Origin of the sequence: Flectobacillus longus, assembly GCF_030056705.1 — a bacterium.
GTDB lineage: Bacteria > Bacteroidota > Bacteroidia > Cytophagales > Spirosomataceae > Flectobacillus > Flectobacillus longus.
Window position 1 is genome coordinate 106,910 of the sequence record NZ_JASHIC010000027.1, and the last position, 20,683, is coordinate 127,592.

The window sequence follows — 20,683 nt, forward strand, 5'->3', positions numbered from 1 at the left end:
CAACACACTAGTGAAGTTCCTTATTTTTTTGTAATTTGGAATAAAATCTCAATAGAGACTTAATTACATTTTATCTAAAAGGCTAAATTAGAAAGCTCAAAATTTATTTTTTTGATAGAGAGTGCGTTTACCACCACTTATGAGAAAGTTACTTTATTTTTTCATTTTGAGTTCAACAGTGCAGGCTTTGGCCCAAACAGAAATGACTCAATTCGCTAGTTCGAGGCAGATTACTAAGAAAGAAACTGCAAATCTCGATAGCCAAGATGTCCGTTACTTACCTCTTTTTGGAAGTAGAGAGACCTTGCAAAAGCAACTCGTTAAGAATGCTGACTTTGTAGAGCAATGTATTACGAATTTTTCTACCAAAGAAGATGCAAGTAAGTTTTTTGCCGAACGCGGTTGGGAGTATTTGAGTGAAGGACTATTAGATACTGCAACTTATCGCTTTAATCTTGCTTATCTGCTCAATCCAAACAATATGGATGTGTATTGGGGTTTGGGGTCGATTAGTTATCAACGGAATAACTTTGAACAATCAGCTGCCTTTTTAAGGAAAGGCCTATCGCTTTCACCTGACAATACTGTTTTGATGGTGGACGTAGCAACGGTTCAGATTGCTTGTTTCAAAGAAAAGAAAGATTGTAACGATATTGATGATGCCTTAGCTTTGCTTGAAAAGTCAGTAAAATTAGATTCGACCAATGCCAATGCTTGGCTCAAATATTCAATTGCGGAGTTTCAGCTAGAACACTATGACAAGGCTTGGGATTATCTTCATAAATGTCGAGTACTAGATTTAAGTTTTGTCGATTTGAATTATGTACAAGAATTAATGGCCAAAAAAGAAGACCCTGTGGGCTTTTTTAAATAATATTTACAAAACATGATAAAAAGCCTAGCTACAATGAGTAGCTAGGCTTTTTTGTGTGCTTTATTTCCTTGAAATTGATTGTGTGCAAGATTTAATATGACTATTTTGTGAAAAATAAACAAACTATCTCCCATATATTATAATCAATAATGCAAGATTGTTTTGAGGACTTTGATATAAAATGAAAAGATATTCGTAAAAATAGCTTTTGAGAATTGTATCAATAGACTACGTCACAATGTTGCCCTAAATCCTAACAATAACTATGCAATACATAGGCTCGATTGACCAAGGTACAACAAGTACACGATTCATTATTTTTGACAAACAAGGTAATATGATTTCGGTTGGTCAAAAAGAACATGCTCAGATTTATCCACAAGCTGGATGGGTAGAGCACGATGCAACCGAAATTTGGCAAAATACACAAGAAGTTATAGGTTTAGCATTAGGAAAAGCTAATCTATCGCCTCATGATTTGGCAGCAGTAGGAATTACCAACCAACGTGAAACTACTGTTATTTGGAACAAAAATACGGGCGAACCTTACTATAATGCCCTAGTTTGGCAGGATACGCGTGTTGGAAATACCGTAGCAGAATTGGAGGCATCGAGAGGAGCAAACTGTTTTAGAGAAAAAACAGGGTTGCCATTAGCTACTTATTTTAGTGGGTTGAAAATCAAGTGGTTGTTGGATAATGTGGAGGGGCTACGTGAGGCTGCACAAAATGGAGAAGCTATATTTGGCAATATGGATACTTTTGTGATTTGGAATTTGACAGGAGGAATCGATGGAGGTATCCATATTACAGATGTAACTAATGCTAGTCGAACACAATTAATGAATTTGCATACGATGCAATGGGACGATGAGATATTAGCAATATTAGATATTCCTAAGCAGATTTTACCAGAAATCCGCTCAAGTAGCGAGGTGTATGCCGAGGCCAAAGGCTTATTGGTAGGCGTACCCGTTGCAGGTGATTTGGGTGATCAGCAAGCTGCCTTGGTCGGACAAACCTGTTTTGCCGCAGGAGAAGCCAAAAATACTTATGGTACAGGGTGTTTTATGTTGCTCAATACAGGAACTACGCCAACTCCTTCTACTCATGGATTATTGACAACTGTAGCCTATCAGTTTGGTAAAGAACCTGTACATTATGCCCTGGAGGGTTCGGTGGCGATTACGGGAGCTTTGGTACAATGGTTGCGTGATAACTTGGGTATTATCGATAAAAGTTCTGATATAGAAGACCTCGCTAAATCTGTGGAAGATAACGGCGGATGTTACTTTGTTCCAGCATTTTCGGGTCTGTATGCGCCTTATTGGAAATCCGACGCTCGTGGTATTATTGCAGGCTTGACGCGTTATGTCAACAAAGGACATATCGCTCGTGCAGCATTGGAAGCTACAGCTTTCCAAACGCTGGAAGTATTGGAATCCATGGAAAAAGATGCCAAAATCGAAATATCATCATTACGTGTTGATGGGGGAATGGTCGTAAACGAAATGTTAATGCAGTTTCAGTCAGATATGTTGGATGTGCCAGTGGTGTGTCCTGCTATGATAGAAACTACTGCTTTGGGTGCTGCCTATGCAGCAGGTTTGGCAGTTGGCTATTGGCAAGACCTCAATGACTTAAAGCAAAATTGGGGTATTGCTCATACTTGGGAGCCTAATATGCCAGCTGAACAGCGTGAAAAATTATATCATTATTGGAAAAAAGCCGTTACACGAAGCTTTGAGTGGGAAGAGTAAAATAAGGAGTGGGTTTAAAAAAGGATTCAGCCTACCATTTGGCCAACTATCTTTATTTTTAACCGAAAAAACTAAAAGCTTTGCCAAACGATTATATATCTTGTAGTATTGTAAAACAATACTGGGCAACAAGCTCATATTTTTCAAAATCAAAACCTTATTCCTATGCAACGTCTTACAGTAGCTGGTAGATTGATTATCACAGCCCTTGTAGTAGCGGCTTTTTATTTTGGGTTCTCTAAGTTGGGAGGACAAGATTTGCTCAAAAAACTTAAGTCAACCGATTCCACACAAACGACATCGACTACTTCTAGTACTTTACCTTCTGAAGAGCAAAACTCAAGCGAAGCAAGTAGTAATAGTAATGATGAGGCTACCGCAACCACTAAACCCTCTTTTGACTATACAGCACCTGTTCCGATTGCTGGTAAACTCAAAGGTGTGGTAGAATTAGGGGCAAGTGGTTTTAACTCGTTTATTGTTCGTATCGATAAAGATAAAAACTGGAAGCTCGAAAAAGCAGAATTTGGCAATAGTCTTGTAACCGAGAATATGGCAACCGACGAAGATGTGCGTACTGGCTTGAAAAAGTATATCGGTAATATGCTTGATTATGGTGTTGGGGGCAAAGAAATTCATTTTGTCGTTAGCTCGGGAGCGATAAAAGCGGATATAACGCAAAGAATTATCAAGGCGCTCAAATCACTTAATTATTTTGTCAATACTGTAACTCCAGAACAAGAAGGTGTTTTAGGATTAAAAGTTGTACAGCCAAAAGAATTTGCTGATAACTCTTTCGTTGTTGATATTGGTTCTGCAAACACTAAAATTTCTTGGCATGAAGGCTCTGCTATTCGTTCGGTCGAATCGTATGGAGCGAAGTATTTCCAAAATAGCATCGATGATGAAACGGTAGCAAAAGAAATTTCGGCTAAATCAAAACAAATTCCTTCGGCAAACCGTGAAACGTGTTTTATCATCGGTGGTGTACCATTCGAATTGGCTAAAGCCGTTCGCAAAGGAACCGAGCGTTATACTGTATTAGATGCACCTTCGGCTTATAAACTCGACAATGCTAAGTCAAAAGCAGGTTTGAATATCTATAAGTCTGTTGCAGAAACAACAGGCTGTAAGAAATTTATATTTGATTGGGATGCCAACTTTACCATCGGATTTTTGTTGAATTTACCTTAATCAAAGCCTTTGACTATCTTTATTTCCAATATTGAGGTCGACTTTTTTAGTCGACCTTTTTTGTTTTATTTAAAATCATAACAAAAGAAACTTTCTCCCATAGATATTTCATAAATTACCATACTGTCCGAGACATTTAATATAAACCCTATGACAACTTTTAAGAAAAAAATTATCTCATTTTGGAAAGTTCTAGGCCCAGGCTTAGTTACAGGTGCCAGCGATGACGACCCTTCTGGTATTGCAACGTATTCACAAGCAGGGGCACAATTTGGCACAAAGCTTTTGTGGACAGCCATAGTCACTTATCCTCTGATGGTATCTATTCAAGAAATGTGTGCTAGAATTGGTTTGGTATCAGGTCATGGACTAATGGGCACAATCAAAAAATACTATCCTCCCTATATTTTGTATCTGATTTTGTTGGTTAGCATTCCTTCTATCATTCTTAATATTGGTGCAGATATTGCAGGAATGGGAGCCGTTGGGCATTTGATTTTTCCTGAAATTCCTGTATTTGTTTGTTCGATAAGCTTTACCACATTGTTAATACTTAGCATTGTCTTTTTATCTTATCGTCGTATCGCTATGATTCTCAAATGGCTGTGCATCGTACTGTTTAGCTATATTGCGATTCCTTTCATGTTAAAAATCAACTGGTTATCTGTTTTACATGATACTTTTATTCCAAAAATCGAATATTCATCCGACTATTTTGTGGCCTTAGTAGGTATTTTGGGGACAACTATTTCACCCTATCTATTCTTTTGGCAAGCCTCAATGGAAGTTGAGGAAATCCAACAACGTCATTTGGTAGTCGACAAGCGCGTAATTCACTCCATGCAAAGCGATGTACGTTGGGGAATGTTACTGACCAATATCGTTTTCTTTTTTATTATCCTCACGACAGGCGTGGTATTGTTTCAAGCAGGTATTTTTCATGTAGATACCGTAGAAGAAGCGGCTCATGCCTTACAACCTTTAGCAGGAGACAATGCCTATTTGTTGTTTGCTGTTGGTGTAATTGGTACAGGGTTATTAGCTGTCCCGGTACTTTCGGGTGCGTTGAGCTATATGATTGCGGAGGCTTTTGATTGGCAAGAAGGCTTGGATAAAAAATTTCATGAAGCCAAAGGTTTCTATATTACCCTTATTATATCCATGGTAGTGGGGCTTTTTGTCAATGTAATAGGAATAAGCCCTATCAAAGCCTTGATTTATACTGCTGTGCTATATGGTATGATTGCCCCGATTTTGATTGCTATTATTTTACATATCAGCAATAACAAAACTATTATGGGAAAGTTTGTAAATACCCCATTAGATAATCTCATGGGATTCCTAACTATGTTGGTTATGACACTGGCCGCAGTAGCATTAATAATGTTATAAGGCGATTCGCTAAAATATTCATACCTTTGTACTTATGAATCAGCAAGTAAATAATCCCTTACATGGCATCACGCTTGAAATGATAATTAATCATTTGGTAGCTTATTATGGCTGGAGTCAATTGGGGCAACTCATTGAAATACGCTGTTTTAATTTTGAACCAAGTGTAAAATCAAGTTTGAAGTTTTTGCGTAAAACGCCTTGGGCTAGACAAAAAGTCGAGGAATTATATATTGAAACTGTCAGAGAGATTGAGCGTAAAAGTAATGTCCATGAAACCAAATAAATGGAGCCCAAAACCAGAAGGTGCTCCTTCAAAATCTTCGGAGGCAAAATTTCAAGTAACCGAAAATACCGAATTGATGGTATTTCTGATTGCCAAAATGCCACATAAGAGTCGAATCAATATCAAGAGCCTTCTTCGTGACAAACAAGTGCTAGTTGATGGTAAAGCCACGTCGCAGTTTAACCACCCCCTAGTAGTAGGACAGGAAGTTCAAATTAAGGCTTTGAAATCACATCAAGAAAAACCTTATAAAGGGCTTAATGTTATTTTTGAAGACCAATATTTGATAATAATCAACAAAGAAGCGGGTTTGTTGTCGATTGCTACTGATCGTGAAAAAGACCAAACAGCATACTCGATTTTGAGTGATCATGTCAAAAAAGAGAATCCTACCAATCGCATATTTATTGTTCACCGCCTTGATCGTGAGACTTCTGGTGTGATGATTTATGCCAAAAGCGAAAAGATTCAAAAGTTGCTTCAAGAATCATGGCACGAAACCAAGGAGCGCGTCTATGCAGCAGTGGTAGAAGGACAGTTGAAATATCCATTTGGAACGGTAGAATCGTATTTGGTAGAAAGTAAAGCCTATATTGTGTACTCGTCACAAAATCCTAATAATGGACAAAAGGCCATTACTCATTATGAAACCATTAAGTCGAATAGCAATTATTCGCTCTTGAAAGTGAAGCTAGAGACTGGTCGCAAAAACCAAGTAAGAGTACACATGCAAGACCTTGGTCACCCAGTAATTGGAGATGCCAAATATGGTTCAAAAGTAAATCCTATCAAACGATTAGGCTTACACGCATGGGAGTTGAATTTTATTCACCCAATAACCAAAGAAGTTTTTAATTTCACCACACCACTCCCAGGTAAATTTAAAGCGTTGTTTTAGATTCAACTATCAACATTCAGGTAAAGAAATAGGTTTTGTGAAACCTTATCGTTTATTTTTTAACATAAAATCATTTAATAACAAATGGATATATATGTAAGCAGTCTTCCTTTCAAGTTGAAGGAAGCGGGTCTAAAAGCCCTTTTTGAAACTTACGGAGAGGTAGAGTCTGTAAAGATTATTATCGACAAAATCACTCGTCAAAGTAAAGGTTTTGGTTTTGTAACAATGCCCAATGAAGAAGAAGCAAAAGCGGCTATCGCAGGGCTTCATGGAAGGGAACTTGAAGGTAGAATTTTGATTGTAAGTGTATCTCAACAAAAGTTTCAATCAAGTGTGAAAGATTCTAAATCAAAGAAGACTTCAAGTGCGTATTTTAAAGGAATTGGTAAAAGCTACAGAAAGAAATAGTTTGCAATAAATCAAGCTTGAGTTATATAGGCACGGTAGGAACTACAAAACCCAGTATTATTTGTTTTGTAGTTCCTACCGTGCTTTTTTGCACAAATGCGCTTTAGGCTGTAAGCATTAAGCAAAAATGCAATCATGATTTCATTAGAAACACTTTTAACCTACGACATAAAGCCTAGAGCTAAAAGCTGGAAAAATGAATTTAATTCAGCACTCATACTTAAGTAATCGCGCAAAATAAAATTTAAGATTGGGCTTTGGGCTTTCAGGTAACGGCTTTCGGCGGTGGGCTTTGGAAAAAAGCATGGCTGTGGTTATTAAAAAACATTTTAACACTCTTTGCCTTGTGCCTGTTGCCTAGTGCCTAAACACATAACTTAAATATAATCCTGCACGATTACTTAAGTTAAAATAACTTTTTCTCGACTATGTTTTTTATAGCTACAAAACTACAATACCTCATATCATTGATTTTGTACTGTAATGACTTATAATAAAGTAATCTTCATTCACAATTTTAAAAAGCAATCTTATCTTTGCTCTTACACACTTGCTTTTGAGAACAATTTCGAGAATGAAAAGCTTCTTTTTTTTAATATTACCACTAAATAAAAAACTATATCTAACTGCTACAATACTTTTTGTATGCAGTTTGAAAACCCTGTGTACTGCCCAGCCTGTATTCAACAAGGTTCAGTTTCAGGAAATGACCGCTACACAACGCTACCGTTTCGTACACGATTATCCTTTCTGGAAGGTTTTTGATGTAAATCAATTATCCACATTATTATCCCAAATGGTCGAAGTTGCTAATGTCAAAAGGGACTATCGTACCCAAATAGCCCTTGACTATTATCTCGCCTTGATTGGAGGCAAACCCAATTTTAGGTTTCCAAAAGGTAAAAAAGCAGGGATTTTAGAGTCGTTACAAGATATGCAAAAAATAGCGGTTCAACAGGATTATGAGGTAGAGACGTTGATTGCTTCTTGTTGCTTAACAAGTAGTCTTTATTTGGGTCAAAAGCTATCAAATGAGCAGTATTATGTAGATATGCAACGTTCTCTAGAGGAACTTCAAAAGTTAGGGTTTGAGAAATGTAGAGATTATAATATTGCTTCTATTCTTTTTGATTTTAGTAAATCTCTATGGAATTTAGGCGATTTTGACAAAGCCTATCAGTATCTCCGTATTGCTGAGCAATACATTGAGCCAACTATCGAGGGGGGCTTTTATTACACACAGGTATTGAGTTATCTTCAAACGTACTGGAAAAATAAAAAGGAGTATAATAAGTCGATGGTTTATGCCCAAAGGATTTTGTTATTTCACCAAAATTTTCATTCAAATATACCCGAACACAAGCTCTGGAGTGAGTTTTGGTTAAATTTTGCCTCAATTGATATCGCTTCGTTGTTGATAGACCAAGGTAAAATAAAAGAAGGTGAAGTATATGCCAACAAAGGATTTCAACTTATCAAATCCAGAGTATCCTTAGACCCTATTGTTTCAAAACAAGCCGAATTTGATGCCTTGATGATACTAATTCCTGTAAAGTTGAAGCTCAATAAAGTTGATGAAGTGCCTTCTCTTCTCAAACTCGCTAATAATATTAAGTCTGAACTAGAACCCATAGGGAAATTAGACTATTTCAAACCTCTTCGACTGTACAAGTATTCTTCGGAATATTACGAAAAAGTAGGTGGTTATGCGGAGGCTTTACATTATACACACTTGGCGCAAACGCTACAAGATAGTCTCAATCAACATAATGATGTACAAAAAATATCTCAAATGCAATTGCGCTATGAAGTGGAAAAGTATGCCAATCACGTAAAAGCAATTGAAAGTGAAAAGCAATTACAAAAGTATTTGCGCAATGCTATTATCTTGATTTTATTGTTGGTACTAGGATTGGTATATGTCAATCATCAGCGACTGAGACATAAACACCATGAGAAAGAAAGTGAATTAGAAGCTTCCCAAAATGAACTCGCATGGCAAACTCAGCACTTTCGAAATATGTCGGAGCTAATCGAAAATCTTCGCCAAGAGAACGAAAAACTCAATGCTTCTGACAATCAACATGAGCATTTTGAAAAACTTATTTCTTCTACTATCCTTACAGATGAAGGTTGGACTAATTTCAAACGTATGTTTGAGAAAGTACATCCGGGTTATATGCAGTCTGTCAAAGAAAAATACCCTGATCTTACCAATGCCGAGCTTCGATTATTGATGCTTGAAAAACTAGATTTGAGTACTCAAGAAATGGCGAATATGATTGGTGTAAACAAAAATACCATTCATCAAACACGTTTACGGTTACGGAAAAAAACATTAGACAAAAGTTAGAATGTGTATGTAAACTTCTGTATGACAAAAAGTTGCCGTTTTGTCAACTTTTTGTCATGTCCTTTTTTAGCTCTATTTCAATCTTCCTTAGCATCTTTGTTATACAAATTTTGTTAGGATTTGTACGATAAAGGTTGCCTATGCCAAACGCAATAGTTTATCAATATTAACCATTCAATCTGAAGCATACGCCCGAACTCAAACGTATCAAAATATTGATAAGAATCCTTTTGCTATCAGGGATTACCTATCAGTATCACTCTTTAAAATAATATAGGATTACACGAACAAATTTATGGTATTACCTCTACCTTGAGGGCAAGGGCACAAAGTGTTTAACTGCAAAAGAGTTATTTGTCATTTCACCAAATGCTCACTTTGTGCCTAAAGCCTAATAGTTTGGTATGTTATAAAATGTTGATGGCTTATCAATTTCCTCCTCTACTTTCTATCAATATTGATTCTTGTGAATTATGTATTTCAACAATTAAAAATAAATCTATGCAACAAAAAACTACTTTTAGTTTATTCCTACTTTATGTTTGTCTTATAAGCTACAGTAAAACTACAACAGCCCAGTCGCTAAACAGAGTTTCTCATAAATTAGGACTTAGTTTAAATCTTGGTACTACTCCGGGTATTGATGTTGGTTATGCTATCGGTGCTAAAGTTACAGCACGACTAGGCTATAGTTATTTTAAATACAATACAAGCACCGTCTCCAAAACCTCAGGAGAAGAGGTCAAACTAGGAAGTGATGCCAATGTATCTATTGCAAGTTTTTCTTTTGAATATCACCCATTTAAAAAAAGTAGTTTTAAACTGATTGGAGGTGCCTCGTATTTTGATAAAGGACAAATTGCCCTTGTAGTAACTCCAACAGGTACTTACAAATTTGGAAGTATCACCTTCACTCCTGAAGAGGTAGGTAATGTACAGTTTACAGTAGATTATGGCAAACAATATGCACCTTTTGCGGGAATTGGCTTTGGGCGTACTATTCCCAAAAGAAGAGTGGGTTTTGGCTTTGAAGTAGGCTCTTATTATACCCAAACACCTAAAGTTACCTTTACTGGTGACAAAAGATTGAACAGTATGAGCGAGCAACAAGCCAAAGTTCAAGAAAACATGAAAGACTGGAAATACTGGCCAGTTGTTAATCTGAGATTAGCCATCAGACTAGACTAATTTTCCTCTTTTTATCAATCTTCTTTTTTTTTACAAATGAAAAAAATATTTACTTCTATATTTCGTCCTACGGTATTACTCTCGCTTGGACTTGCTCTTACTTTCGGTTGTCAACAAATTAATCCACTTGAAGGCGTAGAGCTTACGGTCAACAACAACGTCTATAAATCCCCGATTCTGATTGAGTTTGTAGATGCAAATCCCAATAGTAAAACTTTACCCAAAGATTTAACCGTGACGATTTCAGGTCCTGGTAAAGACCTTGTTTTTACAGACCTTGGAGGAAAAGATTTTAAGGTAGCAGGCAACTTACTTTCAGTTGTATTAGGACAAAATGCTAATCCAACTGAAAGCGCCCCTGTAGAATTTACGGTATCTGTAAAAGGATCCAATTATGTGTCTACCAACTACAGCGTAGTAGTAACCGATTTAGAAAGTTCTACTTACAAAGTCCCATTGACAAACCTTACAGCATTACCAGATGGCGTTGGAGCGGTTTCAAAAACAACCTTGTTGGCCATTGGCGAAACTATTACAGTTCCTGCAACTTCTTCAAAACCTGAAGTAGCCAAAATTGCTATCGCACCGGGCACGCAAGTGAAAGATGAAAACGGTCTAGTAATTAACGCTACTAACGTTTCGAGTACGATTGTGCAATACGGCACAGGTACAGAAGAAGCAGCCAATAGCTTGCCAAACGAAGGGGAAGGAAATGTCATTAAGTATAAAGACGGAACAACTGATTTTGGTACATTCCTATCAGCAGGTTTTGTGGACATTGAAATGACTGCTGGTGGTAAAAATGTGAAAAGTTTCTCAACGCCATTGGATGTAGCATTATCACTTAATCCAAACTATGAAGATCCAGAAACAGAAGCTCCAATGAAAGTAGGTGACCAAATTCCTGTGTGGAGTTATGATAAAGCTAAAGATGAATGGACAGAAGAAGGCATTGCCACTATTGCCAAAGACGCCAACGGAAATTTGATTGCGAACTTTAAAGTATCCCATTTGTCAGTATGGGCTGTTGCTAAAAACTATAAAGGCAAAACTTGTGGTTCCAAAACTATCAAAATAAAAGTAAAATCTGATGTTCGCTACGCCTCCTCCAAATTTGAAGCTCAAATAACTTACTCTAAAAGCGGAAAACCAAAGTTCAGTAGGTCATTCTCCTCATTTAAAGTATCTGATGGCACTCCCTATATAATTAAAGTGAAACGAGTACCTAGTGGTTATACTGGCCGTATTGTCGTTACTCCTGTTGGTTCTGCCCCAAATACGACTACAAGAGGTGGTAATCAGACATTTAAGGCTTGTAATAATACAGTAGTATCTATAAATATAAAAGTGAAAAATGAGACTCCTTCTTCTACAACAACTACTACTGATACCGAATCTGACGCAGTTAAAGTTAATCTTGACTTTACAGCAGCTTGTATTAGCAAAAATATCAGTGTCAAACCTACAGTTTGGTTAAAACTTGTAGATGATACCAGTGCAGAACAATTAGTAAATGTTGTTGCGGGGAAAGCTGTAATTGGTATGAAGAAAGGGGTAAAATATACCTTAACAGCTACTTACAATGGTATTGACTTCTCTGGTGAAGTTACCATCAACGGAAATAGCGCCACCATTGTTTCGTCAACAGGTCTGAATGGCTCTTTCCCAATTGACGTAAAAACAGGTGAAGTAAACGCAACAATTATTTATCCACTCAATAATTGTCAGTAAATAGATTCAAAAACGACATCAAGGAATAAATGTATTCCTTGATGTTGTTGATTTCACTTTCCACTAAATTAAACCTGAACTCATGAAAACGGCTATCGCTTCTGTAACCTGTGGTGGTTTATTACTACTTGTGAATTCTCTTTTGTTTTCGAGTTGTCAAAATATCAACCCTTTAAACGATATTTTATTTCCTCAAAGTACAAGTATTCCACATACCCCTATGCTCATCGAGTTTGTAGATGCAGATCAACCCAATATCATGTTTCCTAAAAATCTAACCATTTCTATTTCTGGTCCAGACAAAAAACTAGTACTTAGCGACCTTGAAAGTAAAAACCATAAAACCGCTGGAAATCTATTATCATTGGTATTAGCACCAAATGCCCAGCCAAGTGCTAGCAAACCTATTACCTTTACAGTAACTGCTCAAGGTAGGTATTATGAATCAATAAGTAAAACTATTATTGTTTCAAATTTCTCCAATCGCTCATATACTATTCCGATGAGTCATAGGCAATAAAATACTATTTTGTATCTATTTCTTGAGCTTTTTTACGAATCACACTATTCTTGCGTCCATAAGTATAATAAATCACCATACCAATAGCCATCCACACAATCAGTCGAATCCAAGTATCTAATGGTAAAAATGCCATCATTCCAACACAAGTCAAAATGCCCATAATTGGCACGAACGGCACCCAAGGCGTTTTGAATGAGCGTGGAATATCAGGATTTGTTTTTCTTAAAACCAAAACACCTCCACAAACCACAACAAAGGCCAATAAAGTACCAATACTGGTCATTTCACCAACAACATCGATAGGCACAAAAGCTGCAAATAAGCTCACAAATACACAGAAAAGGATGTTAGATTGCCAAGGTGTACGAAATTTAGGATGTATTTCTGAGAAAACTTTCGGGAGAAGTCCGTCTTTGGACATACTAAAAAACACCCTTGACTGACCCATCAAATCGACCAAAATTACAGAAGTATAACCCACTAAAATAGCTAAAATCACCAATTGGGATAACCAAGCGTATGGCGTCTGTTGAATAGCCACAGCTACAGGTGCTGCATTATTTTTGAAAGTAGTATAATGTGAAAGACCTGTCATCACGTGGGCAAAAAGCACAAATAAAACGGTACAGACCAATAAAGAGCCAATAATACCAATAGGCATATTACGCTGTGGATTTTTAGTTTCTTGCGCTGCTGTAGATATAATATCGAATCCTAAGAACACAAAAAATACAACACCCGCTCCACGCAATATCCCAGACCAACCGTATTCTCCAAATACGCCTGTATTAGTAGGGATATAAGGTTGATAGTTTTGTGGCTGAACATAATTCCACCCTAAAGCAATAAATACCAGTACTACAGCTACTTTCAATGATACAACAATGGCATTCCAAATGGCAGAACCTTTGGTACCACGCATCAAAATAAAGGACATTAATACGACAACTAATGCCGCAGGCAAATTAAATAAGCCATGTACCTGTTGACCATCAGCTAAAGTAATTGTTTCAAATGGAGAGTGTACCAACTGAGGAGGAATATATAGTTGATAATAGGCTAAAAATTTGACCAAATAGTTGGACCAACTAATAGCCACTGTAGCTGCACCCACAGAGAACTCTAGTACTAAATCCCAACCGATAATCCATGCTACTAGTTCGCCGAGGGTTGCGTAGGAGTACGTATAGGCACTACCCGCCACAGGAATCATAGCAGCAAACTCAGCATAACATAGGCCTGCAAAAGCACAACCAACTGCTGCTACCACAAAAGAGAGTGTTACTGCTGGACCAGCATTATTAGCCGCTGCCAAACCTGTTAAGGAAAATAAACCTGCACCAATTATTACCCCCAAGCCGAGCATAATTAATTGGAACGCATTGAGAGAGCGTTTTAATGTTTTTTCACCAGACTCTTCCGACTCCTGAATAAGCTGTTCAATGGGTTTTATGTATTTCACTGTTTTTTAGTTTGTTGAATAGTTTATTACAAAGGTAGCTCAGGATAGAGTTATTTACTATATTAATATTATAGATTTTGTATATATATGCCACATAATAAAAAAATATTCAAAAAAAAGCCTATTGTATGGTTTGATATTCGAGTAAAATATTACATTTATATCGAACCCCTCACATCAATCTTTATAGTTCCAAAAGGTAATTTTTGCATATTTTCTTCTTGCTTCAAAATGTATAAAAAAGGGGTAAATACCCCTGTGTTTCTTATTTGCTTTATCCATGGTACGTATCATGTATTCATTTCCTTTTGTGTCCATCTCTTATTTATATAAACTTTTATCTACGATTACAATGAAGAAAAAACTACTCTTTTTGTTGCTAGGATTTGGCTTGAGCCAATATGTCTCGGCACAATTTGTCAAAACCAATAGGTTTGGTGCAAATATCAATCTTGGAACTACTCCAGGGCTAAGCTTCGTGTATGAGCCTTACAATAAGTTAGCTATAAAAGCTTCTTATGTTTATCTCAAGTATAATTTGAATCAAGAGCAAAAGATTTCGGATGAGAATATCCTTCTTGCTGGTAATATGGACATGAGTGCCATTGGACTTTCGGTAGAGTATTATCCATTTGTCAAAAGTACTTTTAAAATTATCGCAGGGGGAAGTTTAATACAAAAAGGGTTTGTGTCTGTAAATGCTTCTCCAACAGCTAACTATACCTTTGGTGAGACTGTATTTACTCCTGATGAGGTTGGGTCTTTTTTATTTGACTTGCGCTATGACAATGGTTTTGCTCCATTTGCAGGTATTGGTTTTGGGAGAGCCGTTCCCAAAAAACGAGTAGGTTTTGGATTTGAATTAGGTACCTATTATTTGCCCAAGCCCAAAGTTACACTTTCGGGAACCGAGCGACTAAGTAGTATGTCTGAGCAGGAGCCCAAAATCCAATCCAACATGGATGACTGGCGATATTGGCCTATGGTTAACTTAAGACTTGCTGTTAGGCTAAATTAGGACTATACTCCCAAGGTATAAACTCTCCTAAATTGCTTTCTAATTCCTCCATCTAAATTCAGATTCTAATGAAAACAGTATATAATCTCAAAAATATCTATAGAATACTCATTATCCTCGTATTGAGTATTGGAACATTTCTTTCATGTCAAAAAATTAACCCTTTTGACGACCTTGAACTTACAGTCAATACCGATATTTATAAAGCTCCATTATTAATAAAGTTTGTTAATGCCAATGCCGCATCTAGTACTATTCCACAGGGACTTAAAGTAACTATTTCTGGGGCAGGAAAAGACTATGTTTTGAGCGATGCAGGGAAGAAAGAATATATCCCAACAGACAATGTTTTGTCATTAGTATTAAATAAAAATGTTTCGCCAAGTGTATCATCGCCAATAGAGTTTACCGTAAGTATCTCTGGCAATGGTTATGTTTCTACTAGTAAAACCTTTGTCATTACCGACACCGAACTGGCAAGTTTCTATGAAATACCAGTCACTAAAGTTTCTGAGCCGCCTACAGGTGTTGCAAGCACAGTTGAGTCTGTCAATTTAACTCAAGGAGAAAAGGTGGTAGTGCCTGCAACAGTTGAAAAGCCAGAAGTAGCCGAAATTACTCTTCAGCCAGGAACTCAAGTACGAGATGCTTCGGGCGCTACCATAAATGCCAATAATGTGTCTGTTCAGGTAGTACAATATACTACCGAAACAACAGCTTCATTACAAAGCTTTCCTGGAGGTTTTGGAGCGGATAACGTTATCATGAATAATGGCTCAACCACAGATGGCGATTTTATAACAGGAGGCTTTGTTGCCATTGATATGGAAGCTGACGGTAAAGCCGTAAAAAGTTTTTCTAAGCCTATTCAAGTATCAGTAGGAATCAACGCTGATCTTACAAGCCCTGAAACGGGAGAAAAAATAAAAGAAGGAGATACTATTCCAACTTGGAGTTATGATAGCAATACTGGTCAGTGGAAAGAAGAAGGCATCGCAACAGTAATCAGAGGAAGCGATGGAAAGCTTACTGCAACTTTTGAAGCATCGCACCTTTCATACTGGAACTTAGACTGGTATTTTTACGGCTCATGCTCAAACAGCGGAGGAACTGTAAAACTCAATGTAAGTTCTAACATATCTAGCAATGTAAATAGCTATGATTATTATGGTGTTGTGTATTTAGTGGATAGATTTAACCGCAAATATTATTATACCCAACTGTGGGACTTCGATGTACGTAATGGTAATACAAACAACGGATTGTATCGAGCAATCAGAGGAAATGGAAACCGCCTTCAGATTATGGTATATTCTCGAAGAAATAATCAATTGCTAGGAAGTACGAGTGTCTTTGATGCCTGCTCTACCAGCAGTATGCCTATTACCTTAAATGTCCCTAATCCTCCTACATACATTGATGTTGACATAGATTTTACAGCAAAGTGCTCTAATAAAAAGCTTAATATCAAACCCTCTACTTGGCTATACTTATTTAGTCTGAGTAATGGAGGTATATATGGCGGATATGTATATGCTTATTCAAGAAGTGGGTTAGCTACAGTGCGTGTTATAGAAGGACAAACGTACGAATTTTACACATACTACAATGGAACTGTTTATACAGGTCGAGTAACTATGAACAAAACCTCCTCTGTCATAACTACTTCTACTGGTAAGCCTATAACAGGGTCAACGTCTTATAATCCAGCAACCAATCGAGTAAAGCTATTAGCAACTTATACTGCTAACGATTGTAAGTAATAAAAATCATGTTCCTAATAGGGTATCTACTTTTTGTCATAAAATAGATACCCTATTTTTATTTTTCACCTATTACAGACTCACTACCCACCTCATTCCCATACAAGTCCGTAAGCGTATCCCTCAAAAAAATGTTATCTTGCATATTCAAATCAACCTTTGAAACGCTTAATGAAAATAACGAATTACTTCATCAAAACCTTAGCTATCCTTGGTTTGGCAAGTTCGGGGGCTTTGGCTCAATCAGAACTTTTTCCTAATGCCAATCAAAAGTGGGTAGACTCTGTATTTAAAACGCTAACAGTTGACCAAAAGATTGGACAATTGATGATGCCCCGTGCCAATTACAATGCTACCTACGATACCACGCGCCTCAATCAAATTGTAAGAGATTATCATGTAGGTGGTTTGGTATTCTTTGCAGGAAATCCTAGTAAACAAGCAGTATTGGTCAACAAGCTACAAGCTATGGCCAAAGTGCCCATGTTAATTGGAATGGACTTAGAGTGGGGGTTAAGCATGCGTCTTGATAGTACAACGCGTTTTCCTTATCAAATGGCTTTAGGTGCAATGCAAGGCAATACCCCACTACTCGAAGAAATGGGTTATCAAATTGCTCTTCAGTGCAAGCGTATAGGCGTGCATGTGAATTATGCGCCTGTGGTAGATATCAACAACAATCCCAATAACCCTGTTATCAACTTCCGCTCGTTTGGCGAAAACAAATACCAAGTAACGCAAAAGGCCATTGCTTACATGAAAGGCTTACAACGTGGCGGGGTTATTACATCAGCCAAGCACTTTCCTGGACATGGCGATACAGGCACTGACTCTCATTATGATTTGCCTTTGATTAGTCATAATCGTACTCGATTAGATTCATTAGAGTTGTATCCTTATCGCGAACTTATCAAAAATGGTTTGCAAGGAGTAATGGTCGCTCACTTGAATATCCCATCGTTGGATACTACCAAAAACTTAGCTTCGACGCTTTCTAGAAAAGTAGTGACTGATTTATTGCGTAAAGAGTTAAACTTCAAAGGTTTGGTATTTACCGATGCTATGGATATGCAAGGTGCGGTGAAGTTTTTCCCAGAAGGAACTGCCAATGTAAAAGCGATTCTTGCAGGAAACGATATTCTTGAAACCTTTGTAGATGTCCCTGCGGCATTTAATGCTATCAAAAAAGCACTTTTGAGTGGCGAAATTTCTCAATCTGATATCGACGAACGTGTAAAAAGAATTCTTTTGGCTAAATCATGGGCAGGATTAGATAAATACAAACCGATTGATACCAAAAACTTGATTGATGACCTAAATCCTCGCTTTTCAGATTTACTCAATCGTCAGTTGGCAGTCAATACAGTTACTTTACTTCGTAACAAAAAAGATATTATTCCTTTACAAAACCTAGATACGTTGAAAATTGCCTCTTTGGTTATTGGAACACCTGCTTTTGGCTCGAAACCTGTAACAGATTTTCAGAAAATGCTGGGCAATTACACGGCTGTAGAGCATTTTAACTTAGACGAAAACTCGGCTGATAGTACAATTGCAAAAGTTGAGGAGGCTCTCAAATCGTACAACTTGGTGATTATGGGTGTGAACGGGCAAAATATTCGTCCTGCCAAAAACTACAATATTCTACCAAAAACTCAAGAGCTAGTAAAGAGATTTAGTAATGCCAAAACTATTATTACGCTTTTCTCAAACCCTTATACATTAGGTAAATTCGAAAACTTAGAAAGTGCAGCTGCCTTAGTTCAAACTTTCCAAGAAACTCCGCACACACAAGAAGCGGCAGCACAAGCCATATTTGGAGCTACTCCTATTACAGGTAAACTTCCTGTGACGGTAAATACTGCTTTCAAGTATAATGATGGTATTTCGACCAAAGCCCTTCAACGTTTTGAATATACAGTTCCAGAGGCAGTAGGGATAGATTCAAAATATTTAGGCGCTCGTATTGACTCAATTGTAACCACAGCCATCGACCGTAAAGCAACGCCTGGTGCAGTGGTTTTAGTCGCTAAAAATGGTAAAGTAATTTTCCACAAAGCTTATGGGAAACATACGTATGAGGGCACTCAAAAGGTAGCTTTAACTGATTTATATGACTTGGCTTCGGTTACCAAAATTAGCACTTCGGTAGCAGCGATGATGCGTATGAGCGATGAAGGAAAATTCTCTTTGAGCAGTACCATGGGCGATATGATTCCTGACTGGAAAAATTCCAATAAAGCGGGATTGATTTATAAAGACATTTTGACGCACCAAGCACGCCTAAGAGCATGGATTCCATTCTGGCAAGATTGTATTGACTCTACCAAAATGCTATTAGCAAGCAAAGTGTATCAAGATAAAATTGCTACGCACGGGTATCCAGAAGGGTATAAAATTACATTTTGGGAAAAATTATTCGGTCGTAAAAAAGCTTATGCTCGTATTGAAAAAGCAATACAGTCTGACAAAAAACTTTGGGCGGAATGCGTGAATATCTCCACGCAACCAACCATTTGGAAGCACCATACTTTTGCAACTGAAAAATCTAATGATTATTCTATCCAAGTAGCAGAAAATCTTTGGATTCATAAAGATTATCACAATGTGCTTTACAAGGCGATTGAGGATTCGCCTCTACGTGAGAAAAAAGAATATGTCTACTCAGATTTGTCGTACTATATGTATCCACAAATCATTCCTCGTCTAACTGGTAAAGATTGGGAATCTTTCTTGAAAGATACTTTCTACAAACCATTGGGTGCTACTACGTTGACTTACAATGCTCGTTTGCATTATGATTTAAACAAAATTGTACCAACAGAATATGACTCCCTTTTCCGTAAAACACTCATCCACGGACGAGTACATGATGAAGGTGCTGCTATGCTCAACGGTATCTCGGGGCACGCAGGTTTATTTGGTAATGCCAACGATTTAGCAAAATTGATGCAGATGTATTTGCAAAAAGGATATTATGGAGGTAAGCGTTTTATCAAAGAAAGTACTTTGAACGAATGGACGAGCTATCCATTTAGTGTAGCAGAAAATAGCCGTCGTGGCATTGGCTTCGATAAGCCCGACCGCAAAAAGCCAGGCATTAGTGCTGCTCCAAGTGCCCCAGCTTCGAGCTTTGGACACTCTGGGTTTACAGGAACTTATACTTGGGTTGACCCCGACAATCAACTGGTGTATGTATTCTTAGCCAACCGAGTATATCCTACACGCAACAATTCCAAATTGTCAGACCTCAATGTTAGAACCAATATCAATGAGGTAATCTACGATGCCATCAAAAGAGGTATTAAGAAATAAGGTTTGGAAATTTGAAAATGAGAGGATTTGAAGATTTGAAAATGTGACGATTTAAAAATGTAATAAACCTTCATTTTGGTATAGCTGTAAAACATGAGTCATCCCTAATTTAGCGATTGAGTGATTGAGCGGATGAGTGATTATATTAAAATTTATATTCTCACAGTAGAGACGCAATGATTGCGTCTTATGCTGAGTAAAAATCTAGCATAGTAGCGTCAAAAAAGCGGTCGGAAAATATTTTCCGACCGCTTTTTTGATGAAAACTTGGAGGATAATCCCAATCTTAAAATTCGGAATGACTCATATTTGATATTATTACCTTTTTAGACACAAAGCACTACGTCTCTACCCCAAAACTCATTTTTAAAATAATCACTCATCCACTCAATTGTAGATTGTAGATTTACGCTTACAAAATAATATTTGGTAATGAGGGAGTTAAACCGATCACTCAATGGTAGATAGATACTGAAGTGATGTTTGGTTACTCCTTCATGACAAATGCTCATAACG

The 20,683-nt window shown here is 37.3% G+C and carries 16 protein-coding genes; 14 read left to right on the forward strand and 2 right to left on the reverse strand.

Features of this window, described 5'->3' with window-relative positions; all coding sequences use genetic code 11:
* Positions 1-139: 139 nt before the first annotated feature.
* The 11 genes from QM491_RS19665 (at position 140) to QM491_RS19715 (ending at position 12,606) form a co-directional block, all read left to right on the forward strand.
* Positions 140-874: a tetratricopeptide repeat protein gene (locus tag QM491_RS19665; protein ID WP_283329240.1), complete on the forward strand. Its 735-nt coding sequence runs from the start codon at positions 140-142 to the stop codon at positions 872-874.
* A 265-nt stretch (positions 875-1,139) separates the two neighbouring features.
* On the forward strand, positions 1,140-2,633 hold the full coding sequence (gene glpK / locus QM491_RS19670) for a glycerol kinase GlpK (RefSeq protein WP_283329241.1): 1,494 nt from the start codon (positions 1,140-1,142) through the stop codon (positions 2,631-2,633).
* 165 nt (positions 2,634-2,798) lie between these two features.
* Positions 2,799-3,827 carry a hypothetical protein gene (locus QM491_RS19675; RefSeq protein ID WP_283329242.1) on the forward strand — a complete coding sequence of 343 codons (1,029 nt, stop codon included), beginning with the start codon at positions 2,799-2,801 and terminating at the stop codon, positions 3,825-3,827.
* Between the two features lie 150 nt (positions 3,828-3,977).
* Positions 3,978-5,219: an Nramp family divalent metal transporter gene (locus tag QM491_RS19680; protein WP_283329243.1), complete on the forward strand. Its 1,242-nt coding sequence runs from the start codon at positions 3,978-3,980 to the stop codon at positions 5,217-5,219.
* 34 nt (positions 5,220-5,253) lie between these two features.
* Positions 5,254-5,505, forward strand: coding sequence for a VF530 family protein (locus tag QM491_RS19685; protein ID WP_283329244.1), 252 nt, complete (start codon positions 5,254-5,256; stop codon positions 5,503-5,505).
* Entirely contained in the window at positions 5,492-6,403 is a 912-nt protein-coding gene (locus QM491_RS19690) for an RluA family pseudouridine synthase (RefSeq protein ID WP_283329245.1), read from the forward strand. Before QM491_RS19685 ends, QM491_RS19690 begins: the two co-directional genes overlap by 14 nt.
* 84 nt (positions 6,404-6,487) lie before the next feature.
* Entirely contained in the window at positions 6,488-6,814 is a 327-nt protein-coding gene (locus QM491_RS19695) for an RNA recognition motif domain-containing protein (RefSeq protein WP_283329246.1), read from the forward strand.
* A 652-nt stretch (positions 6,815-7,466) separates the two neighbouring features.
* Positions 7,467-9,167 (forward strand): helix-turn-helix transcriptional regulator, encoded by a 1,701-nt coding sequence (locus QM491_RS19700; protein WP_283329247.1) that lies wholly within the window; start codon positions 7,467-7,469, stop codon positions 9,165-9,167.
* Between the two features lie 501 nt (positions 9,168-9,668).
* Positions 9,669-10,355 carry a hypothetical protein gene (locus tag QM491_RS19705; RefSeq protein ID WP_283329248.1) on the forward strand — a complete coding sequence of 229 codons (687 nt, stop codon included), beginning with the start codon at positions 9,669-9,671 and terminating at the stop codon, positions 10,353-10,355.
* Between the two features lie 36 nt (positions 10,356-10,391).
* Positions 10,392-12,086, forward strand: a complete 1,695-nt coding sequence (locus tag QM491_RS19710; RefSeq protein ID WP_283329249.1) for a hypothetical protein — start codon at positions 10,392-10,394, stop codon at positions 12,084-12,086.
* A gap of 82 nt (positions 12,087-12,168) precedes the next feature.
* Positions 12,169-12,606, forward strand: a complete 438-nt coding sequence (locus QM491_RS19715) for a hypothetical protein (RefSeq protein ID WP_283329250.1) — start codon at positions 12,169-12,171, stop codon at positions 12,604-12,606.
* 4 nt (positions 12,607-12,610) lie between these two features.
* Here the strand turns inward: QM491_RS19715 and QM491_RS19720 are convergent, their stop codons facing one another.
* A complete protein-coding gene (locus QM491_RS19720; RefSeq protein ID WP_283329251.1) occupies positions 12,611-14,071 on the reverse strand; it encodes an amino acid permease in 1,461 nt (486 codons plus the stop codon).
* A gap of 352 nt (positions 14,072-14,423) precedes the next feature.
* Here QM491_RS19720 and QM491_RS19725 point away from each other — a divergent pair, with 352 nt between their 5' ends.
* From QM491_RS19725 to QM491_RS19735, 3 genes are all read left to right on the forward strand, one after another.
* Positions 14,424-15,089 (forward strand): hypothetical protein, encoded by a 666-nt coding sequence (locus QM491_RS19725; protein ID WP_283329252.1) that lies wholly within the window; start codon positions 14,424-14,426, stop codon positions 15,087-15,089.
* A 68-nt stretch (positions 15,090-15,157) separates the two neighbouring features.
* Positions 15,158-16,852: an astroprincin family protein gene (locus QM491_RS19730; protein WP_283329253.1), complete on the forward strand. Its 1,695-nt coding sequence runs from the start codon at positions 15,158-15,160 to the stop codon at positions 16,850-16,852.
* Positions 16,853-17,023: 171 nt separating this feature from the next.
* The gene (locus tag QM491_RS19735; protein ID WP_283329254.1) at positions 17,024-20,167 is read left to right on the forward strand and encodes a serine hydrolase domain-containing protein; all 3,144 of its coding nucleotides are present in this window, start codon (positions 17,024-17,026) and stop codon (positions 20,165-20,167) included.
* A gap of 326 nt (positions 20,168-20,493) precedes the next feature.
* Here QM491_RS19735 and QM491_RS19740 read toward each other — a convergent pair.
* On the reverse strand, positions 20,494-20,683 hold a 190-nt coding region (locus QM491_RS19740), incomplete at its 5' end, for a hypothetical protein (protein ID WP_283329255.1).